The 16,348-nt window shown below is 58.5% G+C and carries 11 protein-coding genes; 8 read left to right on the top strand and 3 right to left on the bottom strand.

Going from position 1 to position 16,348, the window contains the following annotated elements; translation table 11 throughout:
* Window positions 1-329: 329 nt before the first annotated feature.
* Complete coding sequence (locus MUB52_RS20790) at window positions 330-1,727, bottom strand: tannase/feruloyl esterase family alpha/beta hydrolase (protein ID WP_263846071.1); 1,398 nt, start codon at window positions 1,725-1,727, stop codon at window positions 330-332.
* 397 nt (window positions 1,728-2,124) lie between these two features.
* Here MUB52_RS20790 and MUB52_RS20795 point away from each other — a divergent pair, with 397 nt between their 5' ends.
* The 3 genes from MUB52_RS20795 (at window position 2,125) to MUB52_RS20805 (ending at window position 5,297) form a co-directional block, all read left to right on the top strand.
* The gene (locus MUB52_RS20795; RefSeq protein ID WP_263846072.1) at window positions 2,125-3,336 is read left to right on the top strand and encodes an MFS transporter; all 1,212 of its coding nucleotides are present in this window, start codon (window positions 2,125-2,127) and stop codon (window positions 3,334-3,336) included.
* A gap of 218 nt (window positions 3,337-3,554) precedes the next feature.
* A complete protein-coding gene (locus MUB52_RS20800) occupies window positions 3,555-4,001 on the top strand; it encodes a PAS domain-containing protein (RefSeq protein WP_263846073.1) in 447 nt (148 codons plus the stop codon).
* A gap of 3 nt (window positions 4,002-4,004) precedes the next feature.
* Window positions 4,005-5,297 (top strand): putative bifunctional diguanylate cyclase/phosphodiesterase, encoded by a 1,293-nt coding sequence (locus MUB52_RS20805; RefSeq protein WP_263846074.1) that lies wholly within the window; start codon window positions 4,005-4,007, stop codon window positions 5,295-5,297.
* A gap of 247 nt (window positions 5,298-5,544) precedes the next feature.
* Here the strand turns inward: MUB52_RS20805 and MUB52_RS20810 are convergent, their stop codons facing one another.
* On the bottom strand, window positions 5,545-8,016 hold the full coding sequence (locus MUB52_RS20810; protein WP_263846075.1) for a putative bifunctional diguanylate cyclase/phosphodiesterase: 2,472 nt from the start codon (window positions 8,014-8,016) through the stop codon (window positions 5,545-5,547).
* 601 nt (window positions 8,017-8,617) lie between these two features.
* Between MUB52_RS20810 and MUB52_RS20815 the strand changes: the two genes are divergently transcribed.
* Both MUB52_RS20815 and MUB52_RS20820 read left to right on the top strand, forming a co-directional pair.
* A complete protein-coding gene (locus tag MUB52_RS20815) occupies window positions 8,618-9,106 on the top strand; it encodes a DOMON domain-containing protein (RefSeq protein ID WP_263846076.1) in 489 nt (162 codons plus the stop codon).
* Window positions 9,107-9,126: 20 nt separating this feature from the next.
* Entirely contained in the window at window positions 9,127-9,441 is a 315-nt protein-coding gene (locus MUB52_RS20820) for a hypothetical protein (protein ID WP_263846077.1), read from the top strand.
* A 1,009-nt stretch (window positions 9,442-10,450) separates the two neighbouring features.
* Here the strand turns inward: MUB52_RS20820 and MUB52_RS20825 are convergent.
* Window positions 10,451-12,622 carry a calcium-binding protein gene (locus tag MUB52_RS20825; protein WP_263846078.1) on the bottom strand — a complete coding sequence of 724 codons (2,172 nt, stop codon included), beginning with the start codon at window positions 12,620-12,622 and terminating at the stop codon, window positions 10,451-10,453.
* A 225-nt stretch (window positions 12,623-12,847) separates the two neighbouring features.
* Here MUB52_RS20825 and MUB52_RS20830 point away from each other — a divergent pair, with 225 nt between their 5' ends.
* From MUB52_RS20830 to MUB52_RS20840, 3 genes are all read left to right on the top strand, one after another.
* Window positions 12,848-13,306, top strand: a complete 459-nt coding sequence (locus tag MUB52_RS20830; RefSeq protein WP_263846079.1) for a MarR family winged helix-turn-helix transcriptional regulator — start codon at window positions 12,848-12,850, stop codon at window positions 13,304-13,306.
* 788 nt (window positions 13,307-14,094) lie between these two features.
* A complete protein-coding gene (locus tag MUB52_RS20835; protein ID WP_263846080.1) occupies window positions 14,095-14,544 on the top strand; it encodes a cache domain-containing protein in 450 nt (149 codons plus the stop codon).
* A gap of 408 nt (window positions 14,545-14,952) precedes the next feature.
* Window positions 14,953-16,143, top strand: a complete 1,191-nt coding sequence (locus MUB52_RS20840; RefSeq protein ID WP_263846081.1) for an MFS transporter — start codon at window positions 14,953-14,955, stop codon at window positions 16,141-16,143.
* Window positions 16,144-16,348 lie beyond the last annotated feature (205 nt).

The raw sequence follows: 16,348 nt of genomic DNA on the forward strand, positions 1-16,348 counted from the left end.
TGGACTACCCATATCGACCAACTTACCGCTCGTGCTGGGCGGGGCCGTGATTGCTGCCGCAGAACGCCAATCACCCAAACATGTGGAGCGACGTGAGCCCCCCGGGACGGCTTGAGCGGGTTCGTGTCAACGAGCCGCACATCCTCTCAGAAAGCTCACTTCCCGGCACAGCCTCAAGAATCAAGGCCCCCGCCTGCAGGGCCTACGATGCATAAGGTAGGTCGACGCAACACATGCCCGGAGGAGCGCCAAAAAAAGTGTTCTGCGCGCTGCGATGGCTCCGCAAAACAGCCTCGCAATCGGTCGGCAACCCTGCGAGACTGTCGTGCCTACTGCGCCATAATCGACTGAGGCACGAGCCCGTCGTTTAGCCACGCTTCGAGGGGTGTGAGAGGATCCAGCGAGGCCGCATTAATACCCCCCAGTCCAGGCAGGATTCCACAGTGATCCAAACCGGGGACCATGAAAAGCGCCACGTTTTCCTTCAGCACGTCTTCCCCACCCGCAGCTTCAGAGGCCTGTTCGTACCACTCCACTGTCTTATATGGCGTCACGATCGCATCGGCCCAGCCATGAAAAACGATCATCTTTCCGCCGGCTTGGCGAAACGCCGAGATATCCGGATTGTCACCGTTATAGGCTTCAGATGAGGCCCGCATACGCGACGGGTCGGTTTCGAAATCAAAGTCCATGGGTGTCCAGTTCGGGCCGGGGTCTTCGTCGAACGCCATGTACCTTCCGAAACCGCTCGCAAACGCCGGCACAAGCTTTCCGTTCCCTTCTGCATTCCCGGTCAGCCACAACCACCAGAAGGTCTCAGATCCTTCAGGGACACCTCCGGGGTAAAGCTGCTCACCAGCCGCATTCCGCGGCCCTGTGCGCCATTTACCAAGCGTGTCGAGTTGCTGGTTTGTCAGTCCAAGACCCTCATAGCTGATGCGACATTGACGCGGATCAGCAATCGCGCCGTCTTCAACGCCGTCAACAGCATCGCATTGATCCATCACTGCTTGTCCAATGACGCTCGCTTCATCAGGCCCCAGAATCTGCGAGCCATCTGCCGCTGTGTTCGCTTGAACGTTCCACGACATCTTGGTGGCCACAAGACCGGGATAATCCATGGCTGGCGCGCCTGAGATTATGCCGTCAAACATCTCCGGATAGCGAAGTGAGGCGACATGGGCCATGCGCCCTCCGGTTGAGCATCCCTGGAAAATCGCCTGTTCCGAGGCGCGGCCGTAAAAGGCTTCTATCAGCGTATTGGCCACACGGTTTGTCTCACCGATAGAGCGCCACCCCCAGTCCCGTTCGGCATGCGGATTGTTGTAAGCCCATCCGGCATCCACCACGGACAACGCGTGGTGACCGCTGTCGGATGTCGCGGTCGCGTAGCCGCGCTCAAGCCCCGGCCTCATTGCATTGATCCAGCTTGAGCCTGCATCGGCGCGTCCGAGAATGCCGCAAAACCCACCGCAGCCAGCTTGGTAGTAGTTGCCATTCCAGTCCTCGACTGGCAGGCGAACTTCGATAGAAATGGCGGGCAGAGCTGTCGCCCGGACTTCGCAATAAGCCGGAAGGGTCTCAGAGGCCGAAATGACACGCGCAGATGTAACGTGCGCAGCAGACATAACGACATTGCGCAGTTCTGAACAGTCATCAGAGCTTTGCTGTGCGGCGACAGGCAGTCCAGCACACGCAAAGACAATGCCAGGCAGTAGTCTGATCATATCACAACTCCTCCGAAGTCTTGGCTTACGCGGCCAGTATCGATCCTGAGGTTGGACGACACAAGAATTTCCGAGAAGTGATTGTTCACACAACTCATCACCACCAAACGGATTTGGACTTCTTTTCAGAAGGTGCGGCCGGTTTATCCGCGCCTTGCAAGTTCACGAACTGCGACTTCCCTTTCCTTATGCGAATGGCAGCGATACGGACTGCAACGGCTGCATCTCAATACGTGATCGGCTGACCGCTTTGGGCTGGTCCTTGAGGGGTGGATCTCGAAGCTAGGCTATGGACGATAGGCCCCCTAAAGTATTGGGGATAAAAGCTTTCCGGATTTATGCATCGCCGCGAGTGCCGGCATTTGTATGTTTCTCGGTTTGCGTGCACCTTCGCGCTATGATCCCAGCGGCCCTGAAGTCCGAAGACCTGCAAAAGCTCCTGTTGGCACAACTTCCCGCGGACTTCGCGGATTGGTTGGACTTTGTCGCCATCGGCACACTACTGGCATTTGTCTGGGACGCCCCAAACTATGCCTATGCATTTCTCGCCGTGGGTATGGGAGCACCGTATCTGATCATCGGGCCGTTTGCAGGGGCTCTTGTTGATCGGTTGTCGGTTCGCAGCGTTTTGATTTGGAGCAATGTGGGACGTGCACTTGCTACCGGTGCTCTGCTCTTCGCCGCGGACTGGGTGGTGCTTGTTTTCCTCGTCGCGGTCAGAAGTTCGGTGGACAGCTTCTTTGGTCCAGCCAAGCAGGCGGCGATCCAAGCACTGACCACTTCGGAAAACCGCACGTCTGCAAACGGTTTGAGCCATGGCATCAATCAGGCTTCGAAGATCGTTGCACCGAGCGCCGGGGGCACGTTCTTGATCTGGTTTGCCCCGTCGATCATTTTTGTCATCAATGCAGCGATTTCCCTTTCCGCGGCACTGCTGTGTGCCCGGTTGAAGGAGGTCGAGAGGTCTGAGAGGTCAACGAAAGTTGGTGAGAATGGTCTGTGGAGTGACGTCCAAGACGGGCTGACGTACGTCCGATCGCAAGCGACCGTGAGAACAGTCCTGCTGATGATGGCAGCTATGTACTTTGCGATGTTCATCTACGACACTTTCATCGCGCCACTCACGCAAAGTCTTGGGTTTGAGCAACAGCATTTGGGCTACGCGCTCGCTGCTGTCGGCGCCGGGGGTGTCATCGGATCGATTGTCTTTTCGATCTTGCCTGAGTTGAGACAGCCGCAAAGGTGGATCGCTATCGGCACCTTCTCCGGTGGCGCAATGCTGCTCGTCTTGGGCATCTCCGATCTTTTGGCAGCTTCCCGGGGCATCCAATTCTTCATTCTGATCTTTCTAACTTTGGGGCTGACAACCGCTATGACGATGGTCCCGATCCGTATCGTCCTCCAGAACACCGTGCCGCCAGACAGAATGGGTTCCGTAACTGCGTTGAGCGAGGCCGCAAACACCATGGCACTGCTGACCGCACCATTTGCGGGCGCCGTGCTGGTCACATTGTTCTCCGTCCGTGCACCTTTTACAGTTGGCGGCTGCATTCTTGTGATCGCGGGACTTCTGATTTCGCGCCTCAATTTGGGTCGACCCAAAAGCTGACCTCCAAGGCCACATGGGGACGACTGCGCCGTCCGGCGACTTGTGAGGCGCGCTTCGCAACTTCGCTGCGAGTAAAACGAGGGATGCGTGTGCCATAAGGTCAAACAGAGCAAGATGCGGATGATCAGCCGCTGCTTTTGACCATAGCGCCCGCTGATCTGGTCAGAATTTGTCAAGGGTGATTGGCTATAGTGACCTCTGGTGCGGAGAGCTCAGGCATGGACAATCGACTGCTTCACGATTTCGCGGAGATCGCGTCCGATTGGTTTTGGGAAACCGATGCGGAGCATCGGTTTACCTTCTTTTCCGATCGCCTCAGTGAGGTTGTCGGTGTCCCTGCGGAAACCTTTCTGGGCATCAGTCGCGCTGAGGTCCCGAAAGGCTCCTTTGAAGAGGACCTGTGGAAGGCGCATATTGCGGATCTTCAAGCGCGTCGGCCTTTCCGCGATTTTTTATACCAGGCAAAACGACCGGCGGACGGGTCAACCTTCTGGGTGCGCACATCAGGTCAGCCGGTCTTTTCCGAAGATGGCACTTTTTTGGGATACCGTGGCACCGGTTCCGATGTCACCGCTGAAGTCTTGGCCCGCCAACAACTGGAGCAATCGAACGCAGAGCTGAAGGAACGCAACTCCGATCTTCTCAATGCCAAACGCACCATTTAGCGGATGGCATATGAAGACACGCTGACAGGATTGAAAAACCGCCGGTTTATCGAGGATGAACTCGGACGGCGGGCTGGCGAAACGGGACGTTCGACGCACGTCCTTCACATGGATCTGGACCGCTTCAAGCAAATAAACGACACGCTTGGACATGCGGCCGGAGACGCGGTTCTTCGCGTGGTTGCCAAACGGCTGCGATCCTGCTTCCCACCCCCGGCGATCATCGGGAGGATGGGGGGTGACGAATTCATCGTTCTCGTCGACACCCCCGATCCGGGTGGCCTGTTAGACCAAGCGAACCGAGCGATACGAGACATTCGTCAAAAGATCTCACTGGGAGAGGCATCTGTCGATCCGGGCGCCAGCTTCGGCATTGCTCTCGGAGGGACGTCGGAGGACAGCGTGCAGCACTTGCTGTCGAAGGCGGATCTGGCGCTTTACGAAGCAAAGGCGCTGGGTCGAAATCGCGCAGAACTTTTCACACCGGAGCTCCACAACAGGGTGACCGAAGAGAAGGCACTTGCCAGAGACCTGCAGTTGGGCGTTCAGAACAATGAGATCGAAACGTGGTTTCAGCCACAAATCGACGCGGTGTCAGGTCGTCTTGCGGGTGCTGAGGCTTTGATGCGCTGGCATTGCCGGCAGCGCGGCGTTTTGGCACCGGACAGATTCATGCCAACAGCGGACGCCCTGGGACTCATGCCGCAGATCGACAGCATTGTTCTCCGAAAGGCATTGAAGTTCGCCCAACAGATGGCCGAGGATGGTCACGTCCTGCCCCGCCTTTCCATCAATGTCTGTTCGGATCGCCTGACCGACAGCTCCATTGTAGATGACGTTCGTACGCTTTGGTTGGATAGGCGAACCCAATTGTCCTTCGAGTTGGTCGAGACGGTGACGTTCGACGGGAAGATGAGCGAAATCATCAAACACAACCTCGATCGCTTGCGCGAGATCGGTGTCTCACTGGAGATTGATGACTTCGGTACCGGTCACGCGTCGATTACAGCGTTGCTCCAAGTCGAACCCGACTTCTTGAAGATTGATCGCTCTCTCGTGGCAAGTGTCTTGAGCGATTTGAAGTGCCGCCGCCTTGTGAGCCATGTCATCCATATGGCAGAAGCCATGAACATAGCTGGCATCGCGGAAGGGGTCGAAACCCAAAATCAGGCTCTTTGCCTTGCCGATCTCGGGTGCCATCAACTCCAGGGCTTCTATATTGCCGCTCCGATGCCTGCGTCTCGCTTCGAAAGCTTTCTCAGAACCTCTCCGACCCGGTTAACTTCGACCGGATAAGAGGCTCTCTTTCCACAAGACCATGAATGGCAGTTTTGGGTCGCGTCGATGCGGCTTGTTCTTCGAGGACGAGACACTGCGCTGCGACCGAGGGAGGGGAAATGCTCGCGGGCTGAGCCCGGCTTGCGCGTCGCGCGGTCGCAGCACGGATGTTGCCCCAGCACCTCTGCCGACAATCCCCCGGCAACTGAAGGAGCCGCTGACCCCAGCACAATTCCGAACCCCAGTTCAGTGACCTTTGCGGGCATCAACCGGTTTTGCCCGCCCTACTCGTTGCGGCGCAACCGGCCACATAGGTGTTCACCTCTGCAAGCGGCATCGGACGTCCGTAGTAGTAGCCCTGGCCCTCGTCACATCCACTTTCGATCAGCCGATCGACCTGAGTGTCGGTTTCGACACCTTCTGCGATGACCTGCAAGTTCAGGTTATGACCGAGCTGGATGACGGTACTGACGATTGGGCTTTCGGTATCCTTGGCCAGATCGCTAATGAAACTTCTGTCAATCTTCAACCGGTTCAGCGGAAGCGCCTTGAGGTAGCTGAGAGAAGAATAGCCCGTGCCAAAGTCGTCCAGGGCGATGGAGACGCCCATGGTCGATAGCTCTGTCAGCGTGGTCGCCACCCGGCTCTTTTCAGAGATCAGAACCCCCTCCGTGACCTCGATCTCCAGAAGCTGCGCTGGCAGACCGGTCTCCGCGAGGACATTTGCGATAGATCGTGAGACATCCGTACGGGCGAATTGCACGGGTGAGATGTTGACGGAAACGACTGGCGCCTCCGAGCCCAGCATCTTGAACCAACCGTGTGCATCAGTGCAGGCGTTTCGCAAGATCTGTTCACCTAGATCCACGATCAGCCCGGTCTGTTCAGCGATGGGAATGAAGACGTCAGGACCAACTGTTCCTAGGTCTTCGTCATTCCAGCGGGCAAGGGCTTCGAACCCGATCAGACAGCCGTCGGAGAGCCGATGTTGAGGTTGATAATGAAGCTGGATCTTTTGGTCGCGGACCGCGGCCTTCAACCGCTCAATGACTGCAATGCGTCGATTGAGCTGATCAAGCATGGCTTGATCGAACGCGTGTGCGCGATCCCGCCCGCCGTCCTTTGCGTCATAGAGCGCCAGATCGCAAAGCGAGAGAAGGTCCTGCCCCTTGTCCGTGTCGGATGGAAATCGCGCCATCCCGACAGACGCTGAAATCTGCAACTCAAAATCTGCGAGCTGGAACGGTTCCGACAAACGGTCACAGATCTCGTGCCCGAACATCAGCCGGCTCTTCGAGCAGGTCGTCTGAGTATCGGGAACGACAACCAGGAATTCGTCCCCCGCGAGGCGGGCAGCCCAAGCGCCATCGGTGGCAAGCGCCTGCAGGCGGTCTGAGGCTGCTCGCAAGAGCGCATCTCCGATGTCGTGACCGTAGCTGTCATTTATCTGTTTGAAACCATCGAGATCGATCAGAAACGCCGTAACCCTGTCTTTCTGATGATCAAGGTCGCCCAGCCGTTTTTGGATGGAATTGCGGTTCAGCAAACCGGTCAGATTATCAAAGGCGGCAAGATACTGCACCTGCCGTTCAGCCTCGACCGCTTGCGTCGTGTCAGCCACAATCCCGCGAAAGCCCTGAAAAACTTCGTTGTCGAACTGGGGTCTGCCTTTGACGACAACCCAGCGCAGGCCATCGAGTTCGCGATCAGGAAAAGCGAGAACGATGTCATAGAACTCCTCCCGATTGCGGACAGCTTCTGTCATGCGATCAAAGTCGGCTCTGCTTTCGGGGCTTATCTTCTCACCAACGCGGTACAACAGCGGTTGATCATCCTGAGTTGCGTCGGTCCCGCCCAAAAGCTGGACGATCAGGTCTGGAGCCGCGGTCAAACGCCCCGCTGCATCCGCCTGCCAGATCCACTCCGTCGCCTGCGCTTCGTAGTCCTTGAGCAGAAGCTCGACCACTTCGCTCTTCTCGCTGAGTTTTTCCACATTCTCAAAGGATTGGAGAATTGCGCGTCCTCGATCGAGAACTGACTTTGAGAGGGCCACGAAGGCAAAGATAGACAGAAATGGCACCAGAATATCCGACGGCGTACCGACGGTCAGACCGGTCACAAGCGCAACGGCACCGCTGCCCAGGCACGTCATGGCGAGATAGATCATGCCCGGTCCCGGAGATCGGGAATAGCCGAACGTGCCCAGAGCGACAGCGCCGGTCACAATGATGGCCACAAGGGCTTTCGCATCGCCCGTCGCGTGCGGGTAGACGCACGCCATACCCATCCACCAAAAAGAGCCGTCGATGAACGCCCGCTGCTTCATGCGCGTAAGGTCGGCCACCTCGCCCGTGCACCGATAGAGTGGTCTCGTCCAGAAGAAGAGCGCCCACGACCCAAAGACCATCACCAAGGTCCAGCCGATCAGAAGTGGCAATGAGCCCGAAGGCAGCGCCTGAAAGGCGAGTATTGGTGCAAACAAGGTATTGCCCAACAGCAGGAGTTGGGTTTGATCGAGGGTGGCGATGATCTGGTCGCGCCGATATCGCTTGGCTGCGTCCGGGGCAAACCGGTTCGAGCGCAAGTCCGCGAAGCCCGATGCTCCGCTCAACACCAGTATTTGACCCCAAATCCGCTTCAACATCGTTAAAAAACACGCCAATCCCAAGGTGATAGGACCATGACTTAAATGCGATCGGTAAAGGTCGGATTTACCGGCCTTTGATTTGCATCGCATTCGCGGCACTTTTTGGACATCAGGATCCTCAACCCTGGACTGTCAGGGGGCGCGAAGGTCTGATGTCAACAGCATGAGGTAAATGCTCGGCCATCTGAAGCCGAGAGCAGACAGTGGGCTGTGGGCCGATATCGCGATTGGATTTGCAGGGCAGCCAAGGCGATGGGCGGTTGCGCTATCTGGATCACAGGCCATGCCGCATGCGTGCAGCTTTTGCGTGGTTCCGGTCGCAAGTGTCGCTTGCAGGTGCAACGAATGGGTGGCTCTAGATCCTATCGCCTGTGTCGCCCAAAGACCGTCTTGGTCAAATCCAACTAGGACGCCGCGATGTTCGTGCTGCGTGTGTGGACGTAAGCTGCGGCAACGTCGGGCTGCAAATGCACGCGTGCTACGCTCAGATGCGCGTGCCATCGGTGCGCGCCTTGCCGTGGGCGTGAACAGGCAGACTGAAAGACGCGGCAGCGGGCCGATCACTGCATTCTGACACAAGATCGGTCAGACCGGAAGCCGATTGGTCAAGCATGTTGACAATATGGCCTTGATTGTCATATAGTCAATATAGTTGACTAAATGTAGTGATGCACTTATGCTGAAGAGAACGATGTTGAAGTCCATTTGTGCGCTTCCCCTTCTGCCATGGGCCGGCGCAGCACGTGCAGCGGGGCAAATCATAGACGGGGATGTCTCCTTCGACTGGCACCACACGCACGAAAGGCTGACCTGCGCGCTTCGTGCGCCCACCAAAGGTTGGCTTGCCGTCGGGTTCAACGCTGACAAAACGCTCAAAGGCACACGTTTCGTCATGGCTGCTCTGGCGAAGGGCGTTGAGCGTGTCGAAGACCGCATTGCCGTCGTCCCGACGCATGCACAGGTCGAAACGCTCGGCTTGTCTTCTGCTCTCACGGACACCGAGATCACCCACACGCAGGGGGGATCGATCCTGAGGTTTTCCTATCCTGTGACCTTCCGCGATCAGCCGAGACTGTCGCTTGCACCGGACAGCACCGTGCATCTCATGCTGGCCTGGTCACAAGACACGGACTTCGATCATCACTCCGCCTGGCGGAAGCACTATGACATCACGCTTTAAACCAAAGATAGGAGACCGGAATGGACACTCTGACGGATACGATTCTTGCAGTCCTCATGATTGGAAACACGCATTACGTCGACATCGGGGCCGCATCGGATGCGGTCATCTTTTATGAAACCGAAAAGACGGCTCACATGACGCTACCGGGCGAGGGCGCATTGGTCGGAGATATGACGGTTTACACGGACGGCTATCACGTCGCGTGGCAGGGCGGCCCGGCCGGCGACTGGAAGATCGGTCATGAGGCCGGGGTGTTCACCTACACCGGCCCGGATGGTGAGGCCGCGGGCACGATCACGAAGATCGTCCCCGGGAACCCCGAAGGATATTAACCCCAGAGGACATCGCGCCGCCGCCTTGCGCTGTGCCCTGTTCTTAGGCTGCGACCGACAAAAGCCTCGGGATCAGTGTGTCAGAGACACTTCGGGTGATCCCTGCGCCGCGCCTCAGCAATCTTAGAGACGGGGATCAGCCCGTGCGCACACCGCTGCAGGGATCGCAAGGGCTCTCCGCCTACGCCTCAGGCACTGCAGCTTTGGCGGCCCTCGCTTTGGACACGGCCACTTCTCTTGGGTCTGCGACTACCGCTCGAAGTCGACGGAACAAATGGTCCGCTGTCCCGAAGCGGCTTTTCGTCGGTGGGGTCAAACGCCGACGCTCGCAACCACCAGTGGCTCGCCCAGGGGCAGCGACAGAGGTGTAGTGGCCGCGTCGCCCTCTCCATGGTTTCGGCAAGGCTCCCGCCCTCCAGGCGGCCGAATGACCGCCCGCGGGCGGTGCCGGGCGACCCCCCGTTCAGTCGCGACGAAATCACTTGCGGCCTAAGCGGTTATCAACTCTGTGAGGTATGATATCATGGTTTGCACGTCGACCCCGCTGGCAGACCCCGACGCGATGTCCAGGACGTCGATATCGGGTCATCCCGGCCCTGTGTGGATGCACGCGGACAAGATTTTCTGCCGCGATGGACGCACGAGCAAAGCCGCCTCAGTTTCAAACGGACGGGCGTCGGGTTTGGCCCGGTCTCGGGCTCCGCGGGCCTTGGAGACCCTTGCCGAGGTGCGAAGCCTCGGGCTGATGCGGACCTACGGATCAAAATCAACCGCTCCCGAGCCGAACAGGTCCTCGACGGGCCCCTGCCCGGTTGCCGCGGTTTCCGGTCTTTGTACCATTGACCTTCGATGCTGTGCCGCGCCACCAGAGATCAGCGCTACAACCACAATTGCTGGAAAAGATCGCACATGATCCCGGAGGCATGTCAGGCGTCATCAAGGTCGACAAACCCGAAGGCCCGGTGGATGCCGCCTATGGCGGCATCCATCTTCAAAGGCGATCTCCTTCTCAGCCGAAGAGCAGCTCATCGCCCGGAGAGAGCGGCAGCGGATCACCCTCGACCGGCGCCCAACCGCCAGGCCCCTCCCCAACCACTTCGACAGATCCGATGAACAGGCTGCGGTCGGCGATGGCATCGGACAGTGCGTTGGCACCGATCCCTTCAAAGGTCGCGACATGAAGCCAGCCGTCGGTCGTGCGCGCCATGAGCGTGCTGTCCCCCGGCTGGTCGGCGAAGAAGGCGTAGACCTCACCCTGGTAGCTCTCGCCAAGGCCCGGGGGGTTTGCGAGAAAGTCGTCAAAGACGATACGGTCGATGCCCAGCTCGAAATCGGTGATCGTGTCCGCCCCGGTATCGCCGCCGACGAAGACGAAGGAGTCGGAGCCCTCACCGCCGGTCAGGTCATCCAGCCCGTCGCCACCGCGGATCGCGTCATTGCCCGCGCCTCCGGAAATGTCGTCGTCGCCGGACCCGCCATTGGCCTGATCGCGCCCGTCTCCGCCGAACATGATGTCGCCACCGGTTCCGCCGCGCAGATCGTCATCGCCCGCCTGGCCATAGATGATGTCCGTTCCGCCATTACCGGCAATGATGTCATTGCCTGATCCGCCCAGCAGCGTGTTCAGAGCATCGTTGCCCGAGATGACATCACCAAAGGCACTTCCGACGACGGACTCGATGCTGAAGAGCTGATCGTTCCCGGCACCTCCAGAGGCAAAGCCGCCGTCAAAGGACAGGAAGACAGAGACCGCGCCGCTCGCATCCATATAGCTGGCCGTGTCAAAGCCCGCACCGCCATCGATGTGGTCGTCGCCTGCGCCGCCGGACATCTCGTCGTTGCCGCCCCATCCGAAGAGGTCGTCGTCGTGATCGCCCCCCGAGATGAAGTCGCGCGCGTTGCTGCCATGGATCAGGTCGTCGCCCTGTTCGCCCCAGGCCGAACCGCCGCTGCCAAGGGTGATCTGATCAAAGCCCCTGCCACCGCGGATATCATTCTCGCCGCCATTGCCGTGAAGCTCATCATCTCCGCTGCCGCCGCGAATGGTGTCGTCGCCCTCGCCGGCACGGATGGTGTCCGCCCCGTCATGCCCGTAGAGCTCATCATCTCCGGCATCGCCCAAGATGCTGTCATCGCCCGCACCGCCGCTGATGTCATCATCGCCCTCGCCACCATGGATCGTATCATCGCCGACACTGCCCCAGAGGCTGTCATTGCCCTCATCGCCGAACATCAGATCGTCGTGATCTTCGCCGCGCATGGCGTCATCGCCGGACCCACCGTGCATGGTGTCGTCGCCAAGGCCACCCCACATCACATCGTCGCCATCAAGCCCGTGCAGAACATTGTCTTTCCAGTCGCCGCGGATGCGGTCGGCGTGCTGCGAGCCGGTCGCGTTCTCGATCGAAACCAGCGAGTCACGCTCAACCAAGTCCTTGTTTGGATGAGTCCAGTTCTGACCAAACCGGTAGCCGATCCCCTCTTCGAGATTGATGGCGGCACCGGTATAGGCCCGGATGTAACTGACCGTGTCCGTCCCTCGGCCGCCGTTAAAGATGTCCAAGCCGAAGTCGGTGTTTTGACCCCGATATCCAAGTCCATCGACGGTGTAGAAGATATCGTCTCCATCCCGGCCCTGAAATGTCTGACGCTGCGTCGCCCAGCCATCCGGCATATTTTCGTCGGCGTAGTACTTCGCTTCGTAGAAAACGTCGTCCCACTCTGTTCCGACCACATGGCTGTCGCCGTCCAATCCAAAAATGCCGCCATTGCGCGATTGCGTGATCGGTGTTTGCTGCAGCACAGATACTTGCGGCGCCCATGTGCTACCACTGGCAGACGCCGACACCGGGTCGTCGCCAAAGATCCTGACGGCATGCAGGGTCGGCTCGACCCGGTCTCTTGATGCGCTTGTCGTCAGAAGCGGCCATCCATTGTCCGCGTCATCGGACCGCGTGTTTGCTTCGGAGTGTGTCTCGTGCACGGCGTCCAAGTGGGCGACATGGCCGTCCTCGGAGCTGTCAAAACTCGATCCGAAGTCAATCGGATCAGCGATCTCCGGCACGTCGCTGTCGGTTTCGGCTTGCGGCCATCCCCAGATCGGCAGGGCCCAGTCATATGCGTGAATTGCGCTCTCGGTATCCTGCGTCGCGACATTCTGTCTAATAATACTCGTGTTCATACTCTTTGCTTTCTAAATGTTTCGCCCCCGTGCATTCGCTTGGCGGCTTTGACTCGTCACCCAAATGCTGGACGCAGACCCGATCTGACGCGTCTTGAAGAAGACCGCGCCTGTCCCAGCACAGCAGTCGACATCAACGGTTGCCTGAGACAAGGCATCCGTACTATCAATGAAGTTGACTATACCGGCTGCTTATTTTTAGTCAATCTAGTTGACTAAATTGTGATGACTATGCCTCAAAGCCCCATTGATCAGAAGCGCGCAGATGCGCTCGGACGGCAGGTCGCACGGCTTATGCTGAGCATTGATCGAGGCCTACTTGCGCACCAGACTGTCGACTTTGACGTCACGCCGGCGCAAAAGGCCGTTCTGATCCAGCTTGAAACCACCGGAAACCGCATCACCACGCTCGCGCGGCGACTGGGCACATCGAAGCAGGCCGCCAGCAAATTGGTTCAGGAGGTCGAGCAGAAAGGCCTTGTCGAACGAATTCCTGACCCCAATGACGGTCGTGCATCGATCATTCAGTTCACCGCGCAGGGCCGGGCCGTCGTTGAAGACACCGTCAGCTACTTTGAGGATCTGGAGGATCAACTCGCAGCAGAGATCGGGCGCGAGGATCTCGCGTTGGTCAAGGCAAAGCTCAAGAAAATCGCCGACTTTCTGGACCCGGACGGGTTCTAGAGCCAGCCTGTTTTCTCTCCACCGATTGGCATGCTTTGCGTTTCGAAAAGCTTGCGGAGAATGATCTGAGGCAGCGATCGGGAGCAACCGGCTTTCCAGCAGATCACACGGGCATGAGTCTTGCGGAAAATGCAAAGACAGAGTGCTCGTTCATCCATCGAGGCTCCGCCGAAAAACGCGCTGCGTCCGAGCGGATCGTGATGTCGCCTCGACGAAGCAGTGGCTTGGTCCGCCCATCAGATCGATGAAAGCCGCAGTCGTTTGCAGTCGACAAGCGGTGCCTTTGACGGGCCGGGCGAGCGCCTCAGCGACGTCGGGAGCGATCGCGGCTTTGGCCCGCGCTCAAACAGGGTCGATGAGCGACGGATCCCGGCTTCCAGGCTTGGCCTGAGGCGCACTGGACACCAAAACAACTCCGTCGGGCTGCCGGCGGCTAGCGCTGCGCCGGTACCAATCTCGAGCAGTGGGCCGCAACACTGGCGATCCTCGCAGGCGTCGAACTTATCGCGCGAAGAGGTCGGGCCGTCGATCACCGGGTCATTTGCTCTTTGCAAACTCGATTAGCAAACGGCCCGTTGGCTTGGGTCGGCCCAATCGCAGCGGTTCACCTCAGGTATTTTGCACGCCCCTTACTGGCATTCCTCGCGACAACGGTCCCCGGTAGTGGCGGGCGATATGCAGCCTTACCTGAAGCGAAATTGCCGTGTTTTCCCGGACGCTCTCGCCGGAGCTCGACGCCTTGCACCATAGCGTCTCGCACGTCCCCGAGGTCCATGGAGGTATTTCCAATGTTCAAGAAAGTCTGGCTCGCCCGTGCGATGCTCTTCCTTCCACTTGCGGCCATGGCTGGGCAGGAGGGCACAAAGGTAGAACCACAGGCTATGGCCAAACGCGCTGCAGCGCTCTACGACGCCAATCGTCTCGACAGTCTGATCGCGGCTCTGTCCGACAGTTCGACCGGTGAGTTCCACGATCGCGATCTCTATGTCTTCGTATTCGACACCGAGGGCAATACGGTGGCGCATGGCGCGAACGATGCGCTGTTAGGTCGGACCCTCATCGGTCTGCGCGACGTGGAAGGGCATGAGTTTGCCCGCAGCTTCGTCGAGACAGTGCAAACCGATGACCAAGGGTGGGTGGACTACATCTGGCAAAATCCTCAGACCAAAGCGCCGGAACGCAAGCCGAGCTATTTCACACGGATCGACGACAACCTCCTGCTGGGCGTTGGCGTCTAGACACGCAGCCTTGGGCAAGCTGCAGAGGATCACGCAAATATGAAGGGGTATCCGGCTTGACCTTGAAACCAGAAACGAGAGAGCCCGGCATCTCTGTGAAAAACTCGGATACAGAGTCTTCGGCTCTTTACCGAACTATGAAGGTCATGACGCCTTCTACTATCTCGAAAAACGTCTCAGCTGAGCGCCCACTTTGCCATCGAAGCCCGCCCGAAGCGTCTTCGGTCGCACTTTTTGTCAAGACAGGTTCCGCGCTTAGATCAAAGTGATCGGCCCTGCGCCCTGCAAGAGTGTCAGATTGGATTTCCGGTGCTCGTCAAATGAGCGTCGTCGTGATTGCACCTGTGGAGACAGCGTTTGTCGCGCTACATGTCTTCGAGAAGACCAATACGCGAAGGCCTCTCTCCGATGTCACTAGTCACCATGTTTCGCAATCGCGATTTCACAGGCCTCATACTAGCCAACACCATCTTGGGCGCGGCGTTCCCGATCCAGCTGATTCTGGGCGGCCTGGCAGGGTTGACGTTGGCACCGACCGCAACGTTGGCGACGCTGCCGTCCTCTGTTCAGACGCTGGCTGGAATGCTCGCCGCAGCACCACTTTCTCTTGTCATGGGGCGGTTCGGTCGTCGGGCGGGATTTGTTCTCGGTGGGGTGATGACCTTTGCTGGAGGTATTCTGGCCGCGCAAGCCCTTTATTCTCAAAGTTTCGTACTGCTGTGCGCTGCGCATTTCTTGATGGGGGCCGGCTGGTCGTCATTCCAGTATTTTCGCTTCGCCGCCGGAGAGGTGATCGACATCAATTGGCGACCTGTCGCGATTTCTCTCATGCTAAGCTCCCTTCTGATCGCCGCCGTCGTCGGGCCGCAAATCTTCGTTGTCGCAAAGGACGCGCTTGCGCCGGTACCCTTCGCCGGAGCCTATGCCGCAACGGCGTTGATTGCGCTGCTCGGGCTTCTTCCTCTTGCCGGCGTCCGGATGCCGCCACCCAATCGAGACGCTGACAGCCTGTTTTCCAAGAGTTTTGCAGCACTGGGCGCGCTTCGGCACCGTCCCATAAGGCGTGCTGTGGCCATTGCAGCGGTGTCGCAAGGCGTCATGGTTCTTCTGATGGTTCCCACACCCATCGCGATGGTGGGATGCGGATTCAGTGAGGCAAGTGCGAGCGATGTCGTGCGTTGGCACATCGTCGCGATGTTTGCGCCGAGCTTCATCACGGGTTTTCTGATAAAGCGATTTGGGGCGCAGACGATCGCGATCTCTGGACTTCTGATCACCGGCCTCGCAGCGGGTGCTGCGGCACTCGGCACCTCTACCATACACTTCTATGGCTCATTGATCGTCTTGGGCATCGGCTGGAATTTCGGCTTCATCGGGGCGACGACCATGTTGGACGCAGCCGTGATCGAAACTCAAAAGGCGGTGGTTCAGGGGGCAAACGACACGATCATCGCGCTCGTCTCAACGATCTGCACTTTTACGGCCGGCTTCGTGATTGCAAACTTGGGATGGGGTGTCCTCGCTGTGCTGTCGGCTGGCGTTGTCCTGTTAGCTCTCGCGGCCCTGGGGTTTGACCGGATTACTGCGGCACAAACTTGAGGAGAATAGAGCGCCGCTCGCACACCTGCGGCGTCTCGAGGGCGGCCCTCGGTTTGACGATCCCAAACGTCGGAAACGTCCCGGATCGGCAGGTTTGAAAACCTCGCGACTTTGCGTGCGCAGCGAATGTCCGGTTCCCGCCGATTCTGTTCTCTAATCTGTCAATGCGTGTTTTCTGAACTTCCTTCTTCTTGCGTCTGAGGTT

The organism is Roseobacter sinensis, from assembly GCF_025755255.1.
Taxonomy (GTDB): Bacteria; Pseudomonadota; Alphaproteobacteria; order Rhodobacterales; family Rhodobacteraceae; genus Roseobacter; species Roseobacter sinensis.

What these genes read in the sequence shown, in the direction of transcription:
- MUB52_RS20790 (WP_263846071.1), bottom strand. Translation starts at nt 1,727, where the DNA reads ATGATCAGACTACTGCCTGGCATTGTCTTTGCGTGTGCTGGACTGCCT.
- MUB52_RS20830 (WP_263846079.1), top strand. Translation starts at nt 12,848, where the DNA reads ATGACTATGCCTCAAAGCCCCATTGATCAGAAGCGCGCAGATGCGCTC.
- MUB52_RS20820 (WP_263846077.1), top strand. Translation starts at nt 9,127, where the DNA reads ATGGACACTCTGACGGATACGATTCTTGCAGTCCTCATGATTGGAAAC.
- MUB52_RS20825 (WP_263846078.1), bottom strand. Translation starts at nt 12,622, where the DNA reads ATGAACACGAGTATTATTAGACAGAATGTCGCGACGCAGGATACCGAG.
- MUB52_RS20815 (WP_263846076.1), top strand. Translation starts at nt 8,618, where the DNA reads ATGTTGAAGTCCATTTGTGCGCTTCCCCTTCTGCCATGGGCCGGCGCA.
- MUB52_RS20795 (WP_263846072.1), top strand. Translation starts at nt 2,125, where the DNA reads ATGATCCCAGCGGCCCTGAAGTCCGAAGACCTGCAAAAGCTCCTGTTG.
- MUB52_RS20805 (WP_263846074.1), top strand. Translation starts at nt 4,005, where the DNA reads ATGGCATATGAAGACACGCTGACAGGATTGAAAAACCGCCGGTTTATC.
- MUB52_RS20810 (WP_263846075.1), bottom strand. Translation starts at nt 8,016, where the DNA reads ATGCGATGCAAATCAAAGGCCGGTAAATCCGACCTTTACCGATCGCAT.
- MUB52_RS20800 (WP_263846073.1), top strand. Translation starts at nt 3,555, where the DNA reads ATGGACAATCGACTGCTTCACGATTTCGCGGAGATCGCGTCCGATTGG.
- MUB52_RS20840 (WP_263846081.1), top strand. Translation starts at nt 14,953, where the DNA reads ATGTCACTAGTCACCATGTTTCGCAATCGCGATTTCACAGGCCTCATA.
- MUB52_RS20835 (WP_263846080.1), top strand. Translation starts at nt 14,095, where the DNA reads ATGTTCAAGAAAGTCTGGCTCGCCCGTGCGATGCTCTTCCTTCCACTT.